Here is a 16330-nt window from a genome sequence, read left to right on the forward strand (position 1 = left end):
AGCGCGCAATCTACGCATGCGCCAAACAAAAACGGCGACCGTGGTAGGTCGCCGTTGAGAGAACGAGAATGAGTAGGAGAACGATGCTTACAGCATGTCGACGACCGCGGCGCGTTCTTCGACGAGCTCTTTGTTCGTGGCGGCGATCTTTGATTTGGCGAAGTCGTCCATGACGTAGCTCGTGATAACTTCGTAGCTGCCCGGAGTCGTGGTGCGCACGGGCACGCCGGCCCAGACGTCTTTGTCGAAACCGTAAAGACCGTTGCTCTTCACGGCGATCGAGTGAACGGCGCCTGGCGTGACGAGCGAGCGGACATGATCGACGAGGGCGTTGGCGGCGGAAGCGGCCGAGGATGCACCGCGCGCGGCGATGATGGCGGCGCCGCGTTTGCCGACGGTTTCGCAGAACGGGCCTTGGAGCCAGGCGTCATCGTTGATGACGGACTGCGCGGGTTTGCCGCCGATGGTGGCGTGCGCGAACGAGGGAAACATCGTCGGGCTGTGGTTGCCGTAGATGAAGATGTCTTTGACGTCGGTCAGGTCGACGCCGGCTTTCTTGGCGAGCTGGGTTTGCGCGCGATTTTGATCGAGACGCACCATCGCGGTGAAGCGATCGGCCGGAAGGCGTTTTGCCTGCGAAGCGGCGATCATGCAGTTGGTGTTGGCGGGGTTACCGACGACCGCGATGCGCGCGTCCGCGGCGGCGACAGCGTCGATGATCTGACCTTGGCCGATGAAAATCTTGCCGTTGTCCTTGAGAAGATCGGCGCGCTCCATGCCGGGGCCGCGCGGTTTCGCACCGACGAGCAAGCACCAGTTGGCGTCTTTGAAACCGACTGCGGGATCGGAGGTTTGCACGATGCCTTTGAGCAGCGGGAACGCGCAGTCATCGAGTTCCATCGCGACGCCTTCGAGCGCTTTAAGGGCTTTCTCAACGGGAGCTTCGATGAGTTGGAGAATGACGGGCTGGTCGGGGCCGAACATCGCGCCGGACGCGATACGGAAGAGGAGAGCGTAACCGATTTGGCCGGCGGCGCCGGTGACTGCGACACGGATGGGAGCTTTCATAAGGCGAGAGGTTTAACCACGGAGGACACGAAGAACACGAAGAATTTGCGGGGAAGGAGCAGAATAAGGGGAAGGCGCCGGCAATTTCTAATAAATTAATCAGCGCAGGCAGGCGCTCCCATTGCCGAGTGAAGTCACATGAACTAAGCGAACTGCGGCGCAAGCGTCGCGTGGATTTCGCGGACGAGTTTTTCGGTCGTGTCCCAGTCGATACAGCCGTCGGTGATGGAGACGCCGCGGCGGAGATTTTCCTTGGGTTGCGGGAAAGGCTGGTTGCCAGCGGAGAGGTTGCTCTCGACCATCGCGCCCATGATGGAGGTGTTGCCCGCGACAATTTGTGCAAGCAGTGCGCGCATGACCTCAGGCTGAAGCTCGGGCTTCTTGGCGGAGTTGTCGTGCGAGCAATCGACGAGGATGGATTTGGGCAGGCCGGCTTTGGCCAGCAATTGTTCAGTCTGGGCGATGTGCGTGGGCGAGTAATTCGGGCCGGCCGCACCACCACGAAGGACGATATGGCAATCGGGATTGCCACGCGTGACGATGGCGGAGGCGGAGCCGTCGAGATTGATGCCGAGGAAGGTCTGCGGCTGGGCGGCGGCTTTGATTGCATTGGTCGCGGCGCCGATTGAACCGTCGGTGCCGTTTTTAAAACCGAGCGGCATCGAAAGGCCTGAAGCCATTTGGCGGTGCGTTTGGGATTCGGTCGTGCGTGCGCCGATCGCCGACCAGCAAATGAGGTCGGCGATGTATTGGGGAGTAATCGGATCTAGCAACTCCGTGGCGGTGGGCAGGCCGAGATCGAGAACGTCGCGGAGGAATTTGCGGGCGGTGCGCAAGCCGGTCGCGATGTCGTGCGAACCGTCGAGGTGCGGATCCATGATGAGGCCTTTCCAGCCGACGGTCGTGCGCGGTTTTTCAAAGTAAACGCGCATGACAATCATGACTCGGTCGCTGACTTCGTGGGCGAGAGCGGCGAGGCGTCTCGCGTAATCCAAGCCGGCTTCCGCGTCGTGGATCGAGCAGGGCCCAATGATCAGGAGGAAACGTTTGTCGTCGGTGAAGATGAGCCGGTGGATCTCTCGGCGAGTGCGAGAAACGAAGTCGGCTTGGGCTTCGGATTTCGGAATTTCGGCCAGCATCGCTCCAGGGGAGGGCAAGGCGCGGGTTTCAACGACATTGATGTCGGACGTTTTCTGCATGAACGCTCAGTTGGGCTGTTCTGCGGTCTTGTATCAAGACCTTGCTGTGTTCTACGAATTTGGGCAAAGAAAAGGCCGGTCGCCTACCCCTAAGCGACCGGCCATTGCTTTCTTAGTTACCCCAAAACTCCTCGCTAAGCGAGGAGAAGTGTTGAATGTCGATACCGTAGCACAGGAGTCCCGTTCGTCAATAGTAAGATTATAAGAAAATTAAATCCTGTGCTAATTCGTTGATTTGGATGATATTAAAATACAAAAAATCCTGATTTTGCAACAAGTGCGATTCCATTCTTACGGTCTGAATGCCCATTTACAGGTCACGGGGGACGATGCGTTCACGTTTCTTCAAGGGCAGTTCACGAATCAACTCCAGCAGCCCGAAGGCAGTTGCGTGTATGGCCTCTGGCTTAACCAGAAGGGGAAAGTGCTCGCGGATAGCTTCGTGATGAGACTCGCCCCCTATGAATTTCGGGTGACGAGCGTTGGCTGTTCGGCGGGTGTCATTCGCGAGCGACTGGAGGCATACATCATTGCGGACGATGTGCAGATCACCGACGACACGGCGGAGGTCGCGGGTCTGGCTTTGCTCGGGACGGGGAGCGGGGAGGTCTTGGCCCGGATAATCGGGCACGCGGCGCCGGCGGCTGGGCAATTCGCGCGCGTGGGGGAGGTGATCGTGTTTTCTGGCCGACAGATTTCTGGCGAAAATTATGAATTGGTCGGGCCGGTGAGCGCTTTGGCGGATTATTCGCGGCAACTGAGTGCGATGAACTTTTCAGCAATCGGGGCGGATGAGCTCAATGCTGGGCGGATCGTTGATGGCATCCCCGCAATTCCCGGCGATATCGGGCCCACCGATTTACCCAACGAAGGCGAGTTGGAAGGCATCGCGATTTCTTACACGAAAGGCTGTTACCTCGGGCAGGAAGTGATGGCGCGCCTCAAAAACCTCGGGCAGGTGAGGCGGAAACTGCATAGCGTGCGCGGCGCGGGTGAACCGCCGGCATCATCGACGCCGTTGTATCAGGGCGCTGAAAAAGTTGGCGAAGTGCGCACGAGTGCCAAAAGCGCTGGAGGATTCGTCGCCATGGCGATGTTGTCGTTGGTAAGATTGAAACCTGGGGTGGGGCTCAGCCTGTCGCCGGGAGGCGAGCCGAGCGTGGAGGTGATCGCTCGTGGATGAGCTGACGCAATTAACCGCGCTGTGTCGCCGCATGGGCGCGCCGTTACCGCAGGCCGAAGCGATGGCGCGGCAATTGATCAAGCGCACTGACCAGCTTTCGGCTGAGCGCGGTCAATCGCGCGAAGAAGTCATGGCGTATTTGCTGCGCCTGGTCGTGCAAGGCCGCAACGGCGACGTGCCACCGGAATTCCAATCAGACAAAACGCCGAAATCGGAATCGCGTTAGAACAGAATTTCCAAGCTCCCGAAGTAGCCGTCGATCCAGCGATTGAGTCCAAAGAAATAAAGCAGCGACGCCACGCCGAGCATCGGACCAAAGGGCACGTGCACGCCGAGGCCAAGTTCGGCGGGTTGGCCATCGGGCGTTTCGGCACGCAAGCCGGCTTGCGAAGAGCGGCCGGAGATTTTTTGAAAGAGCAACGCGACGATCAGCCACACGCAGCCCAGCATCGCGCCACCGAACACGGCGAAGACGGCACCTTTCCAGCCGACGAATGCGCCCAATGCGCCGAGAAATTTTACGTCGCCGAAGCCCATCGCTTCTTTCTTGAGCAATACTTCCGCAAAAAGCGCGATCCACAGCACGAGCGCTGAGCCCACAAACATTCCCAACACTGCTTCGCGCCCCGCGCGTGCGCTGGCGACCATGTAGAGCTCGTGCGTTTGATCATGCAGCGCGGGTAAGAGGATCGAGAGCAGCACTCCCGTCGCAGCCCCGCCGATCGTAAACGCGTCCGGAATGATCATGTGGTCGTGATCGATGAAAAATGCGCAGATCACGATCGAGCACAGCACGGCGCCCGCAATCGCCTTACCGGGTGGAAATGAAAGCCAGCACGCGAGGAAAAGTGCGGCGGTCAGGAACTCGATGGCCGGATAACGAAAACTAAATTTGCGTCCGCAGCAGCGGGCGCGTCCGCCCAAAATCATCCAACTGAAAATCGGGATATTGTCATACCACGCGATCGGTTTGCCGCAGCCGCAGTGCGAGCCCGGGAACACGACCGATTCATTTTTAGGAATGCGGTAGATGCACACATTCAGAAAGCTGCCGATGAGTGCGCCGAAAAGGGCGGCGGTCATTGGAAAAAACCACGGCAACGCGATCGAAACTTCGTCGAACCAAGTCATGGCTTAAGGTTTTGCCGCGTTGAGCGCGGCGGCTTGCATCACGTCGACGGGCACGTTGGCGCCAGACCAGATTTCCAGTGAACGGGCGCCTTGATGCACGAGCATCGAAAGGCCATTCGCGGTCGGCAGGCCCAGCGCGGCGGCTTGGCGCAGCAATGCGGTTTGGGGTGGACGGTAAATCATGTCGTAGACGGCGACCGGGCGGGCGATTTTTTGCAAATCGATCGGTGCGCGGTCGTCAGGTTTCAAACCAACTGACGTGGCATTCAACACGAGCGCGTTGGCGGGCAAATCCGTTGGCGGGCTGGTGAGGTCGAATCCATGAACGGGGATGTCGCCGGCGAGTGATTTTAAATTTTCGACCAGTGCGCTCAACGTGGGTTGCGTGCGATTGCCGATCCAGAGCGAGTTGCAGTGCTGACGCAGACACTCGATGGCCGCAGCGCGGGCTGCACCGCCGGCACCGAGCAAAATCACATCCGCGCCTTTCAGCTCGAGGCCGAGATCCTGGCGCAGTGCCGCGGAAAGACCGTAGTTGTCCGTGTTGGCTCCGCTCCAGCCGGTTGCGGTGTGCGTCAGCGTGTTGGCGGCACCGGCGGCTTTGACAAAAGCATCGCTGCTGGCGAGGTGTTCGATCGCGAGCGCTTTGTGCGGAACCGTGAGATTGAGGCCGCGGAAATTCTTCTGATGGAAAAGTTTTAGCGCGCGCGGCAACTCTTCGGGTGCGATATCGAATTTGAAATATCTCCACATGCTGAATTCCGGCGCAGTTTCCGCCATGACGGCGAGCGCGGCGTTGTGAATCACCGGGCTGAGCGAGTGCGCGACGGGCCGGCCGATGACCGTGAGCGCGGTGCCGGCGAAAGACCAGTTTTCGAGGTCGGCGAGGGTGTGGACGGGCTCAGCGCTCATGAATAGGCGCGAGAGCAAAGCCGGAGAATACGGCGAGAACGAGCCCGATTTTAAGGCTCGGCGTGGCGCTCGTAAGTCGCGTCGAACTCGGCGACAAATCCGGCGAACAGCGCGGCCTGGTCGGACTGACGGGCGGCGGAGTAGTGATTCGCGAGGTTGCGGCAGCAGCGCGTGAGGACTTCACGCACGGCGGTCGGAGCAAGGTCGGTAATCGAAGCGGAGCCGCTGACTTGTTTCACGAAGTCGAAAGTTTCTTCCGCCGTGAGAAAGACCCCGGCATTAAAGGTATCGATGAAAAACGGCACGCTTTCTTCGAAGCAGCCGACCATGAAATGCCCAGGCAACGCGATCGCTTCGAGCTGCAAGCCGATGCGTTCTGCGACGAGAATGTAGATGATCGAAAGTGAAATCGGAATGCCTTTGCGGCGCTTCAGGACTTGGTCGATGTAGCTGTTGAGCGGATCCGCGTAGTGCTCGGTGTTGCCGCGCAAACCGTGTTCGTGAAACAGCACGCGGTTGATCACGCGGCATTTTTCGCGCGCAGAAGCGGGTTCGGCGATGAGCTCACGGCAACGCGCAGCGAGCGCGTCCAGTTGCGTGCAGCATGCGCCCACGTCGAGATTGGGATTCACCGTGCGACTCAGCAAAATCGCGCCGGTTTCCAATTCGTAATTCAACGAACGGATAAAATCGCGAAATTCACTGACCGGGTCGGCAAAACTTAAATCGCGCAGGTAGTGGGCGGCGTGGGGCGCGAGCGGGTGGTCTTGTTTCGCAGAAAGCTCGCGAAGGAAATCCACGCTTTCCAAACTGGAACGCGTAAATTCGGCGATGAGCGCCTGTCGGACTTTTGGCGAAGGGTCGTCGAGCAACTGCTCAAACGCAGCGCGCTGCGAAACTGTGAAGGCCCGGGTTTTCACTTGGTTTCCAAACAAGGCGCATCTGCTCGCAGTGCAATGCGGAAAACTGCCCTGAAAACGCACATCGATTTCAACGCGGCCCGTAGAGACCGGTGCCGACGCGCACCATCGTGCTGCCTTCCTGAATGGCAGCTTCGAGGTCGCCACTCATGCCCATCGAAAGTTCGCGGAGCGACACGCCGAAACGCGCGGCGAGCTCGTCGCGAATGGTGCGCAGGTTGGCAAAGGTTTTTCGGGCGACTTCGGGATCATCCGAGAGCGGCGCGATCGTCATCAGGCCGTCGACTTGAAGATTTGGTTTGGCCAGCACGCACTCCACGAGCTTGGCCGCGTCGGCGGGTTCGGCGCCGAATTTAGCAGGATCGTTGCCGGCATTGATCTGCAAAAGAACGGCGAGCTTCTTGCCCTGTTCACCCGCGGCGCGATCGAGCGCGTTAATTAGCTTTTCGCTGTCGACACTTTGCACGCGCTCGAAGTGGACGGCGGCGAGCTTGGCTTTGTTGGATTGGAGATGACCAATCAGTTCCCAACGCAGCGCGCCAGGCGCTTGGGCCCGTTTTTCGATGGCTTCCTGAACGCGGTTTTCACCCACTGCGGAAAAACCGTAGCGAAGTGCATAGTCCGCAGCAGCAGCAGGATGAGTCTTTGTGACGGGCAGAAGCGTCACTTCCTGCGGCGAACGCCCGGCAGCGCGGCACGTGTCAGCTATTCGAAGCAAAAGCGCGTCGGCTCTTTGGCGGAAAAGATCGTATTCGATAAACATCTATGAATGCAGCTTTTAGGGTGGTCAGTTAATAAGTTGTGTTTATGCTGAGCACTAACTCAGACGACGTATGCAAATCGAGAACTTCAAGATTTTCGCTGATTTAGTTGAAACGAAAAGCTTTTCCAAGGCGGCGAAGTTGAATGGCATCACGCAATCTGCGGTGAGCCAGCAGGCTCGGTCGATGGAGCGCAACTTCAAGACGCTGATGATTGATCGGAGTCAAAAGCAGTTCAATCTCACGCGCGAAGGACAACGCATCTACGAATCGGCCAAGGAAATCCTGCACGTCTACGAAAAACTCGAGAGCGAGCTGCAGGAAATGAAGAAAGTGATCAGCGGCACGATTCGCATCTCGACGATTTACTCGATCGGCCTGCACGAACTGCCGCCTTACATCAAAAAATTCCTGCACGACTATCCTTCGGTGAACGTGCGCGTGGAATACCGCCGCTCGAATCTCGTTTACGAAGACATCCTTCATAATTCAGTCGATTTTGGCCTCGTCGCATTTCCGCAGAAAATCCGGCAGATCGACATGATTCCATTTCGCAACGACCGCCTCGTGGTCATCGCGCACCCGAATCATCCGTTGGCGAAAGGTGGCGACGTCGACATCAAGTCGCTCGCGGCACATAAATTCATCGGTTTCGACCCCGACATCCCGACGCGCAAGGCCGTCGACCAGATTTTCCGCGACAACAAACTCGAGATCACGCCGGTGATGGAGTTCGACAACATCGAAACCGTGAAACGGGCCGTCGAAATCGATCACGGCATCGCGATCGTTCCGCAGGCAACCGTTGTGCAGGAAGTTCGTCAGGGCACGCTCGTGACGATCTTGTTCAAAGGGAAAGAGTTTACCCGTCCACTTGCGATTTTGCACCGCAAGGGCCGCGTGCTCACTCCCGCGATGAAGAAATTCATCGACACGCTTAACGCCGAGCCATCGCTCGAATAAAAAACTTTTCAGGTCGCTGGGGCGAACACGCGCGTCAGAAACCCTCGATTTGCTTTTCCGGGAACAAGCTTAGGTTTCATGTCTCCCATAAACATGACACGCGCTCGCCTGATTACTCTACTGGCCGCCACCGCTGCGTTGGCGCTTGGCCCGGTGCTTTTTCAAAATGGAAAACTGCAAGCGCAGGTCCCTTCGCCAGTGGACGCACTGTTGATCGGCCAGCCGGCTCCATCTTGGAAACTACTGGATCTTGACGGGCGCGAAGTCAGCTCAAGCCAGTTTGCCGGCAAGGTGGTCGTGGTGGATTTTTGGGCCACCTGGTGCACGCCGTGCATCAAAGAAATTCCCGGCTACATCGAGCTGCAAAAAAAATACGGCTCCGATTTGGCGATTATCGGAATCTCGGTTGATCGCAAAGATGCGAGCGAGGTGAAGAAATTTACCGAGAAACAAGGCATGAACTACACGGTCGTCATGGCCGATGAAAATGTGGTGTCGGCCTTCGGTGGTGTGGAAGGTATTCCGACCACATTCATCATCAGCCGCGAAGGCAAATTCGTGCACAAGAAAGTTGGTTCGATGGCGCACGAAGATTACGAGAATTTGCTCAAAGGCTTTCTGAAATAAGCGATACAGCGCGAATTGATTTGAAGCCGGACACGTTTGTCCGGCTTTTTTATTTTCGCCCATGCAGTTCAACTTCGGCTTTTTCATCCCACTCGCCTGCGCGCTCACCTACGTGATCGGCGCGTTGCTGGTGAAGCGGGCGTCGGTGCTGGGTGCCGGGGTGTGGCGCACTAATTTTGTTTCGAACTGGGCGCTCGCGCTGGTGTTTGTGCCGCTTTGGTTCGGCATGGGCGGCAAGTTTCACGCGCTGGCGGACTACTGGCAGCCGGCGGTGACGGCAGTGCTGTTTCTCGGCGGACAAATTTTCACGTTTCTGGCTTTGAGCCGCGGCGATGTTTCGGTGACGACGCCGGTGCTCGGCACGAAAGTGATCCTCGTTGCGCTCATGAGCAACCTGCTGCGGGCGGGCGAGGTTCCGCTGTTGTGGTGGATCGGTGCGGCACTCAGCACGCTGGCGATCGCTTTGATGCATGTCGGCGGAGATGCGGCTAAACGAAAGAATACCGGACAAACTGTGCTACTGGCGTTCCTCAGTGCCGTCGCGTTCAGTGTGAGTGACGTGCTTCTACAAAAGTGGGTGCCGGCGTGGGGCGTGGGAAATTATTTCCCACCGATGTTTTTACTGGTGGCCGTGATGTCGTTTGCGTTCATGCCGTTCTTCAGTGGTTCGCTCCGGGCGCTTAGCAAAGATGCGTGGCGGTTGATCGGCCCGGCAGCGCTGCTGCTTGCGCTGACTAACGCCGGCATCGTGCTCGCGATCGTGTTGGTCGGCAGTGCGACGGCGGTAAATATCCTCTACAGCTTACGCGGGCTGCTCAGCGTGGTGCTGGTTTGGATGGTCGGCCACTGGTTCGGCAATGAAGAGGGAAAACTCTCGGGAACCCTGCTGAAGCTGCGAATGGTCGGAGCCACGCTGATGCTGGCGGCGATTTTGCTCGTCTTACTTTAAAAGGCCGAGTGCTTCGCGAGCGCGGATCTTGGCGGACTCGTCGTGTTTGCCACGCGAGGACATGGATAATCCGCGGTTCCAGTTTTCGCGGGCAGCGCTGAGATCACCGGCGGCTTTGTAAGCGAAGCCGAGTTCGAGCCAGTGATTGAGCTCGGTGGGCTCAAGCTCGGTCGCGTGTTTCAACTCTGCGATGGCGGTGGCGACAGATGCATCGGGCAAGCCGCCGTAAAAAAGTTTCACGGCAAAACGGGTTCCTCCGCCCAGGGTAGCGACTTCATAATGCCAGCGCCCGAGGAGGTGATGCGCCCAGGCGTAGTCCGGTTTCAAGGCGATGGCGCGCTCGGCCTCTTCTTTGACGAGACGTGAATATTTAATCTTGGTCTGGGTGTCGCTGTAGACGGCCAGTTTGCCGTGACACACCGCGAGTGAGAGCACGCTTACGGGGTCGCGAGGATCGAGTTCGACGGCACGCTGCGAGTATTCAAGCGCGGTTTGCGCGTAACGTTTTTTCTCGGCGACGGTTTTTTGTTCAAGAACGAGGTCGGAATATTGCTTCGCGATCTTTTGAAGAATAAGCGCGTTGTTTGGCTGCGCCGCGTCGGCTTGTTGCAGGAGTTCAAGCGCACGGCGTGAATCCAGTTTTGTTTCGGCGACTTGGGCTTCCTTGATCAGTGCGTCGACTTCGACCGCACGCAGGGCCGTGGCCGCGCTGATCAATACTACGCACGAAAGCAAAAAGCGCTTCACGGTTTCAGAAATAAATAGTGGCTGACGTGCCACTCTCTGCCGTCACGGAAATTCCACAGCTCTGCGCAGGAAAGATAAAACACACGCCAGTAGGCCCACCATTTGGTCGCTTGCGCCTGGCCGTAGGTTTGCTCGAAAAGCGGCATGATGGCTGCGCGGTTTGCGTCCATGTGTTGGAGCCAGTGCTCGGAGGTTTGGCCGTAGTGCTTTCCGTTCACGATCCACCTCTCCACGAGCTTCAGGTCATCTTGAAAACGGGAAAAAAGATCGTGCGAAGGCATCATGCCGCCGGTGAAAAAGTATTTACTCATCCAGTCGGTCTCATCGCGCACGACGAAATGATACGCGTATTTACTGTGCACAAACACATGGGCGAAAAACATGCCGCCCGTTTTCAGCCAGCGCGCGACGTTGGCCATCAAGCGCGGCCAGTTTTTCATGTGTTCAAACATTTCCACCGACACCACGCGGTCGAACTGGTGCGCGGCGATGTCGAAATCGTTCATGTCGCAGGTGACGATTGAGACATTGTAGAGGCCGCGGCGCTTCGCCTCGCTCATGATGTGTTCGCGTTGCGTGCGCGAGTGAGAGACACCGGTGATGTGCGCGCGGGGGTAGTGCTCGGCCATCCAAAGCGTCAGTGAGCCCCAGCCACAGCCGAGCTCGAGAATGTTCAATCCATCCGCGAGGCGTGCCCGGTGGCACGTGAGCGCGAGCATCGCTTCTTCGGCATGCGCGAGGGTCTCGGTGCCGTGTTCGTAGAATCCGCTGGAATACTTCAAGTGCGGGCCGAGCGATTTCTGGTAGAACAACGTCGGCACTTCGTAGTGCTGTTCTTTCGATTCAGTCGTGTTGATGGCGATCGGCTGAGTGCGGAGATCCGCTGCAAACTTCTGTAACTTCGCTTCGAGATCGGCTGTAGCTTCCTCACGAAGTCGCTGGCGAAGCAAACGGCGAATGCCGAGACGGATTACCCAGTCGGGCAAAAGATTTTTTTCGAGCAACGAATCAATCATGAGGATTTTTTAGGAAACCACGGGATGAAGGCGTTCGTGGTTTTCTGATAGCGGCGATACGCCTCACCTTTTGAACGGACCGATTGTTCTTCCGTGAGCGGTATACCTGTTACGCGCAACAAGAGGAAAAGGATGACTGCCGGGCCGATAATTCCCAACCAACCCCACGGCGACGCCCCGGCAAAGATCGCGTAGGCCACCCACGTCATCCACTCGAAAAAATAGTTGGGGTGTCGGCTGAAATGCCAGAGACCGACATCGCAGACGCGGCCTTTATTGGCTTTGTTGTGTTTGAAGGCGGCAAGTTGCGCGTCAGCGGTGGCTTCACCGGCCACGGAAAGAAGCCAAAGGATCGCGCCGGCAATTTCGAGTAGATGCAGTTGCGGTTCGGGATTCAGGCAAGCGATGAAAAAGGCAAGGCCCAGCAACACGACTGAAGCCGCTTGAAGTTGAAAGAAACCAAACATCTTCGGGGCAAAATTGCCTTTCCAGTCTTTGCGAAGCTGGGCGTAACGACCGTCTTCCTCCGGATGGTGGCTCACCACACGGCGACAGAGATGCGTGCCAAGTCGCAAGCTCCAGAGAATCGCCATCGAGCTGATCAGCGCGCGCCGCACGGGCCAGCCCGGGCCAACTAGCGCGTAAAAAAATGCGAGTGCCGCAAACGCGTAAGACCAAGCGACGTCGACGAATCCGTAGTTGTCGATTTTCCGCGAAATGAAATACACGCCGGCGAAGGCCACGCAGAGTCCGACGAGCGCGGTTAAAATAATGAAGAAGCCGCTCATCGAAAATCAGGCGACGAAAGCGATCACGCCGAGCGTGATGATCATAACGGCAGGCACCCATGCGGAAACTTGCCGTTCGCTTCGGAGCACAACGGTTTCGAGTTTTGCGTCTGGGCTGACGCGGAAGAGTTGGATTAGCAGGTAAATTGCCATCGCGATGTTACCCAGCAACACCACGGCAAGAAACCAAAGCATTCGCGCTGGCCACGAAGGCTCCTTGTAGGCGAGCCAGACGTAGAACGTGATAAATCCCCAATAGGCGTCGAACAGCGTCGCGATGAACCACGGGTGGGCGCCGACTTCACGAGGGATTTCGAAAAGCGATACCTGCAAGCTGGCCCAACTTGTCACCCAAAGCATCGAGCCGAGGACGCTGATAAAAAGTATGCGGAGAAACCAGATCACGGCGCGGAGCTAGTTGTTTTAGAGTGATAGATTATTGGATCGCGTGTGGACGGTCTGCACCACCGAGATGTTGCGCATGGCGAAGCCGACTTCGCAGTAACTGAGGTAGTAGCTCCATTTGCGCACGAAGCGTTCGTCGAAACCGAGGGCTTTCACTGCATCCAATTTAGACTGGAACGTGTGACGCCATTCACGAAGCGTGCGCGCGTAGTCGCGGCCGAGATCCTCGAAGTTGTGGAGGATGAAATTACCCTGTTCAGAGAAAAGCTGGTTAAGGCGATTGACCGACAACAGCAGCGATCCGGGAAAAATATGTTTTTGGATGAAATCGACGCCGCGGCGCAATTCATCGTAACGCGAGTCGGGGCACGTGATGAATTGCAGCGCAATGAGGCCGTCGCGTTTAAGCACCCGATCGCAGACCTTGGCGTATTCGCCGAGGAAGCGATGGCCGACGGCTTCGAGCATTTCGATGGAGACAATCTTGTCGAATTGACCGGTGAGATCGCGGTAGTCCTGCAAGCGAACTTCGATCAAGTCACTTAATCCGGCATCGGCGATGCGCTTGGTGGCGAAATCGAATTGCTGCTGCGAAATCGTGAGCGTGGTCACGCGGCAGCCGTAATTTTTTGCGGCGTGCATGCTCCAACTTCCCCAGCCCGTGCCGATTTCGAGAACGTGATCGGATGCTGTTAACTGAAGTTTGCGACACAACGCGTCGTTCTTGGCGATCTGCGCGGCTTCGAGGGTTTCAACGCCTTCCCAGCGGGCGCCGGAATACATCATGGTGGGATCGAGCCAGAGCGCGAAGAAATCGTTGGAGAGATCGTAGTGCTCGCTGATGTTGCGTTGCGAATTCGCGCGCGTGTTCGAACGGAGGAGATGACTGACGCGATTGCCGAACCGGAGCAGATTTAGGAAAATATTTTTCGCATGCTTCGAGCCCGTGAGCGTCGGCGCGTGCTCGATGTTGAGCACGAACCAGCCGAGTAGGTTAGTCAGGTCGGGCGTATCCCAATCGCCGTCGATATACGCCTCGGCAAAACCGATGTCGCCGTAGAGCGCGCTTTTCGTGAAGAAGCTGGCGCGGCGAACATGCATGAACGCTGTGTTAGAAACGCCTGGCGCAACCAAAGAACTCGGGGTGGTTTTTTCTCCGAACTCGCGCACGCTGCCGTCAGGCAGTTTGAGTTGCATGCGACCGAGCTTCATCTGGTCGAAAGCCTTGAGCACGGCACCCTGAAAAAATGACGGAGAACTGGCATTGGCAGACGCGGTCGCTGCGGTGACGGTAGAATCGAAATCGGAACTCATGCTTTCGGGGGTTGGGCGATTGAAGAATGCGGGCGGTAGAGGTCGCGCTGAACATCGGCGCGGGCGGCTTTGGCGAACCACGGCACTTTTTTCAGATAGAGTTTAAGCGCGTTCCAATGGATCAGGAAAATGATGCGCAGGGTGATGAACGGATATTTGAGCGTAAACCACGCCAACGTGCCATTGGTGAGTGGCTGACGGGTCCCGGTGAGCGTGGTGGTGAGTGTGCGCACCCCGGAGTCGTAGTCGTCGATTTGAATAGAAAGTTTTTCGTTGGGCGTGCGGAGGGTGAAATCGAAATCGACATCCATATCCGTAAACGGCGAGACGTAGAAATATTTCGGTGTGCGCAGGCGAAAGGCGGAGCCCTCCTTGGTGTCAGAGCCGAGCACGAAGGGTTTTATTTCACGAAAAGTATTCGTGACCTCGGCGATTGCGGCGACCTGGTGGCCATGACGATCCTGGCAGAAATAAAACGAAACCGGGTTAAACAAATAGCCGAAGACCCGGGGCAAAGTGACGAGCAGGACGCGCCCACCCGTGAGATCGATGCCGCGTTCGCCAAGGTAAGAGACCACGCGGGCTTTTAGGTTGGCAGGAGTGCGCGGAGTCTGAAGAGAAGCGCTCGAATTGTTATGCAGCGTTTCACCCACGGGCATGAAATCACGATCACGGATGCTGTAAGCATTACGGCGGTTTAAGGAAAAGAAGCGCAGCTTGCGGTGAAGGATTTCCAGTTCGTCCAAATCGAGCGCGAACATGAAAATGCGATAGACGAACCGGTGCGCTTTCGGCGCGAAACGGTGGTGCATCACATGGCACTCGTAGAGACAGGAATTCACGTAAAGAGCTACGCCTCACGCGAACTACAGGATGCATAGCAGACGCAGCGAATCGCAAAATGATTTTGATAGCAAACGCCTTACGAAGAGGGAAGTTCGGGATACATCCGAACCGATGCCCGGGAAAATCCCGTAGCGAATGGTATGAACCGTCACACCTTTGCTAACTGCGCAGAGGTGGGTTGGGGTTTTCCCAAGGATCGCGGTGTAGAAGTAACGCAGAGAGGTTAACCGCCGATAGAAATCCGTCTTCGTGAAAACCGTAACGCTGCCAGGCGCCGGCGAAGTAAGTCTCGGTGGTGCCGCGCGCAGCAACGTGCAAAGCCGGCAGTTCGGCCTGCGCGCGCACGGCGCCGAGGCTGAACAACGGATGTTCGTAGTGAATCGTTTTTAGAATCTTTGCGGGATCGACGCGATCGGGACGATTGATCGAAACAAAATAATTTTCGCGATCTGAGACCCCTTGGAGAGAATTCATCCAGTAGTGCGTAGCGGGAGAAATATTGCCCGCCGCGTCACGGGCGATGGAGTAATTCCACGCTGACCACGCGAGCTTGGTGCGGGGCATCACGGAAGTGTCGGTGTGCAATGTGGCCGTGTTCGCTTGGAAATGAAACTCGCTGAGCACGCGAGTTTCGTCGGCCGTGGGATCGGCGAGAAGCGATAGGGCTTGATCGCCGTGGCAGGCGAGAATGGCGCGATCAAAACGTTGAGTGGCGCAGTCCGCAGTGGTCACGAGCACGCTGCCGTTTTCTCGACGCACGCGAACGACCTTCGCGTTGTGACGGATACGGTCGCGAAAGGGCGCGACGAGGCGCTTCACGTATTCCTGCGAGCCGCCATCGATTGTCCACCATTGATGCTGCGTGCTGAGGCCGAGGAAGCCGTGATTATGAAAAAAACGTAGCAGCGTCGTGGCGGGAAACTCGAGCATCTTGGCGGGTGGGGTTGACCACACCGCCGAACTCATCGGCACGAGGTAGAGATTGAAAAAATCGTCACCGTAGCCGCGCTGCTTCGTGTAGTCGCCGAGTGTCACTCCCTGCCAGGCTGGATCTGCAAGTGCTGCGACGGCTTCGCGATTGAAGCGATCAATGCTGAGCAGCATGCGAATGAAGCGCGGGCGAAAAATATTCCGACGCTGAGCAAACAGGTGGTTCAAGGACGAGCCGGCGAACTCGAGGCCGGTATCCTCGTGACGCACGCTGAAAGACATCTGGGTCTTTTTGACGGGCAATTTTAGCTGGGCGAAGAGACGCGTGAGTTGCGGATAGGTTTCGTAGTTGAACACCATGAAACCGGTATCGATGGGCACGGGGCGGCCGGTGCCGGTTTCGGGAACGGTTACGGTGTTGGTGTGGCCGCCGGTGTAATCGGCCTGCTCGAACAAGGTGAGTGCGTGTTCGTGCTGCAAAAAGTGCGCGCAACCCATGCCGGCGATGCCGGTGCCGATGATGGCGATGGAGGCCATGATAATAAAAAAGGCGCCCGATGTGGGCGCCTCG

Annotated in this window: 18 protein-coding genes; 5 read left to right on the plus strand and 13 right to left on the minus strand. The window is 57.3% G+C overall.

Annotated features, from left to right (window positions below):
* Nucleotides 1–87 precede the first annotated feature (87 nt).
* Both ACRRQW_RS08655 and ACRRQW_RS08660 read right to left on the minus strand, forming a co-directional pair.
* Nucleotides 88–1068: a malate dehydrogenase gene (locus tag ACRRQW_RS08655; protein ID WP_438480884.1), complete on the minus strand. Its 981-nt coding sequence runs from the start codon at nt 1066–1068 to the stop codon at nt 88–90.
* A 143-nt stretch (nt 1069–1211) separates the two neighbouring features.
* Nucleotides 1212–2267, minus strand: a complete 1056-nt coding sequence (locus tag ACRRQW_RS08660; RefSeq protein WP_438480885.1) for a 3-deoxy-7-phosphoheptulonate synthase — start codon at nt 2265–2267, stop codon at nt 1212–1214.
* A 277-nt stretch (nt 2268–2544) separates the two neighbouring features.
* Between ACRRQW_RS08660 and ygfZ the strand changes: the two genes are divergently transcribed.
* Complete coding sequence (gene ygfZ, locus ACRRQW_RS08665) at nt 2545–3450, plus strand: CAF17-like 4Fe-4S cluster assembly/insertion protein YgfZ (protein ID WP_438480886.1); 906 nt, start codon at nt 2545–2547, stop codon at nt 3448–3450.
* A 31-nt stretch (nt 3451–3481) separates the two neighbouring features.
* Entirely contained in the window at nt 3482–3676 is a 195-nt protein-coding gene (locus tag ACRRQW_RS08670; RefSeq protein ID WP_438480887.1) for a hypothetical protein, read from the plus strand.
* Here ACRRQW_RS08670 and ACRRQW_RS08675 read toward each other — a convergent pair.
* The 4 genes from ACRRQW_RS08675 to ACRRQW_RS08690 all read right to left on the minus strand — a co-directional run bounded on the left by ACRRQW_RS08675 (nt 3673) and on the right by ACRRQW_RS08690 (nt 7176).
* Nucleotides 3673–4581 carry a prepilin peptidase gene (locus tag ACRRQW_RS08675; RefSeq protein ID WP_438480888.1) on the minus strand — a complete coding sequence of 303 codons (909 nt, stop codon included), beginning with the start codon at nt 4579–4581 and terminating at the stop codon, nt 3673–3675. The genes ACRRQW_RS08670 and ACRRQW_RS08675 overlap by 4 nt on opposite strands.
* A 3-nt stretch (nt 4582–4584) precedes the next feature.
* A complete protein-coding gene (locus ACRRQW_RS08680; protein WP_438480889.1) occupies nt 4585–5493 on the minus strand; it encodes a shikimate dehydrogenase family protein in 909 nt (302 codons plus the stop codon).
* Between the two features lie 50 nt (nt 5494–5543).
* Nucleotides 5544–6413, minus strand: coding sequence for a transglutaminase-like domain-containing protein (locus tag ACRRQW_RS08685; RefSeq protein ID WP_438480890.1), 870 nt, complete (start codon nt 6411–6413; stop codon nt 5544–5546).
* 70 nt (nt 6414–6483) lie between these two features.
* Nucleotides 6484–7176, minus strand: coding sequence for a YggS family pyridoxal phosphate-dependent enzyme (locus ACRRQW_RS08690; RefSeq protein WP_438480892.1), 693 nt, complete (start codon nt 7174–7176; stop codon nt 6484–6486).
* A 70-nt stretch (nt 7177–7246) separates the two neighbouring features.
* Between ACRRQW_RS08690 and ACRRQW_RS08695 the strand changes: the two genes are divergently transcribed.
* The 3 genes from ACRRQW_RS08695 (at nt 7247) to ACRRQW_RS08705 (ending at nt 9713) form a co-directional block, all read left to right on the plus strand.
* The gene (locus ACRRQW_RS08695; protein WP_438480894.1) at nt 7247–8137 is read left to right on the plus strand and encodes a LysR family transcriptional regulator; all 891 of its coding nucleotides are present in this window, start codon (nt 7247–7249) and stop codon (nt 8135–8137) included.
* A gap of 93 nt (nt 8138–8230) precedes the next feature.
* Nucleotides 8231–8764: a TlpA family protein disulfide reductase gene (locus tag ACRRQW_RS08700; protein WP_438480895.1), complete on the plus strand. Its 534-nt coding sequence runs from the start codon at nt 8231–8233 to the stop codon at nt 8762–8764.
* A gap of 61 nt (nt 8765–8825) precedes the next feature.
* Nucleotides 8826–9713 (plus strand): EamA/RhaT family transporter, encoded by an 888-nt coding sequence (locus ACRRQW_RS08705; RefSeq protein ID WP_438480896.1) that lies wholly within the window; start codon nt 8826–8828, stop codon nt 9711–9713.
* Here the strand turns inward: ACRRQW_RS08705 and ACRRQW_RS08710 are convergent.
* The 7 genes from ACRRQW_RS08710 to ACRRQW_RS08740 all read right to left on the minus strand — a co-directional run bounded on the left by ACRRQW_RS08710 (nt 9705) and on the right by ACRRQW_RS08740 (nt 16296).
* Nucleotides 9705–10460: a hypothetical protein gene (locus tag ACRRQW_RS08710; RefSeq protein WP_438480897.1), complete on the minus strand. Its 756-nt coding sequence runs from the start codon at nt 10458–10460 to the stop codon at nt 9705–9707. The genes ACRRQW_RS08705 and ACRRQW_RS08710 overlap by 9 nt on opposite strands.
* Nucleotides 10457–11476 (minus strand): SAM-dependent methyltransferase, encoded by a 1020-nt coding sequence (locus ACRRQW_RS08715; RefSeq protein ID WP_438480898.1) that lies wholly within the window; start codon nt 11474–11476, stop codon nt 10457–10459. The genes ACRRQW_RS08710 and ACRRQW_RS08715 overlap by 4 nt, the downstream gene beginning before the upstream one ends.
* Nucleotides 11473–12264 carry a DUF1295 domain-containing protein gene (locus ACRRQW_RS08720; protein ID WP_438480899.1) on the minus strand — a complete coding sequence of 264 codons (792 nt, stop codon included), beginning with the start codon at nt 12262–12264 and terminating at the stop codon, nt 11473–11475. The genes ACRRQW_RS08715 and ACRRQW_RS08720 overlap by 4 nt, the downstream gene beginning before the upstream one ends.
* A 6-nt stretch (nt 12265–12270) precedes the next feature.
* Entirely contained in the window at nt 12271–12669 is a 399-nt protein-coding gene (locus ACRRQW_RS08725) for a DUF1475 family protein (protein WP_438480901.1), read from the minus strand.
* An 18-nt stretch (nt 12670–12687) separates the two neighbouring features.
* Nucleotides 12688–13983 carry a class I SAM-dependent methyltransferase gene (locus ACRRQW_RS08730; RefSeq protein WP_438480903.1) on the minus strand — a complete coding sequence of 432 codons (1296 nt, stop codon included), beginning with the start codon at nt 13981–13983 and terminating at the stop codon, nt 12688–12690.
* Nucleotides 13980–14825, minus strand: coding sequence for a DUF1365 domain-containing protein (locus ACRRQW_RS08735; RefSeq protein WP_438480904.1), 846 nt, complete (start codon nt 14823–14825; stop codon nt 13980–13982). The genes ACRRQW_RS08730 and ACRRQW_RS08735 overlap by 4 nt, the downstream gene beginning before the upstream one ends.
* A gap of 163 nt (nt 14826–14988) precedes the next feature.
* Complete coding sequence (locus tag ACRRQW_RS08740; RefSeq protein WP_438480906.1) at nt 14989–16296, minus strand: NAD(P)/FAD-dependent oxidoreductase; 1308 nt, start codon at nt 16294–16296, stop codon at nt 14989–14991.
* Nucleotides 16297–16330 lie beyond the last annotated feature (34 nt).

This window comes from Oleiharenicola lentus, from assembly GCF_051660365.1.
GTDB lineage: Bacteria > Verrucomicrobiota > Verrucomicrobiia > Opitutales > Opitutaceae > Lacunisphaera > Lacunisphaera lenta_A.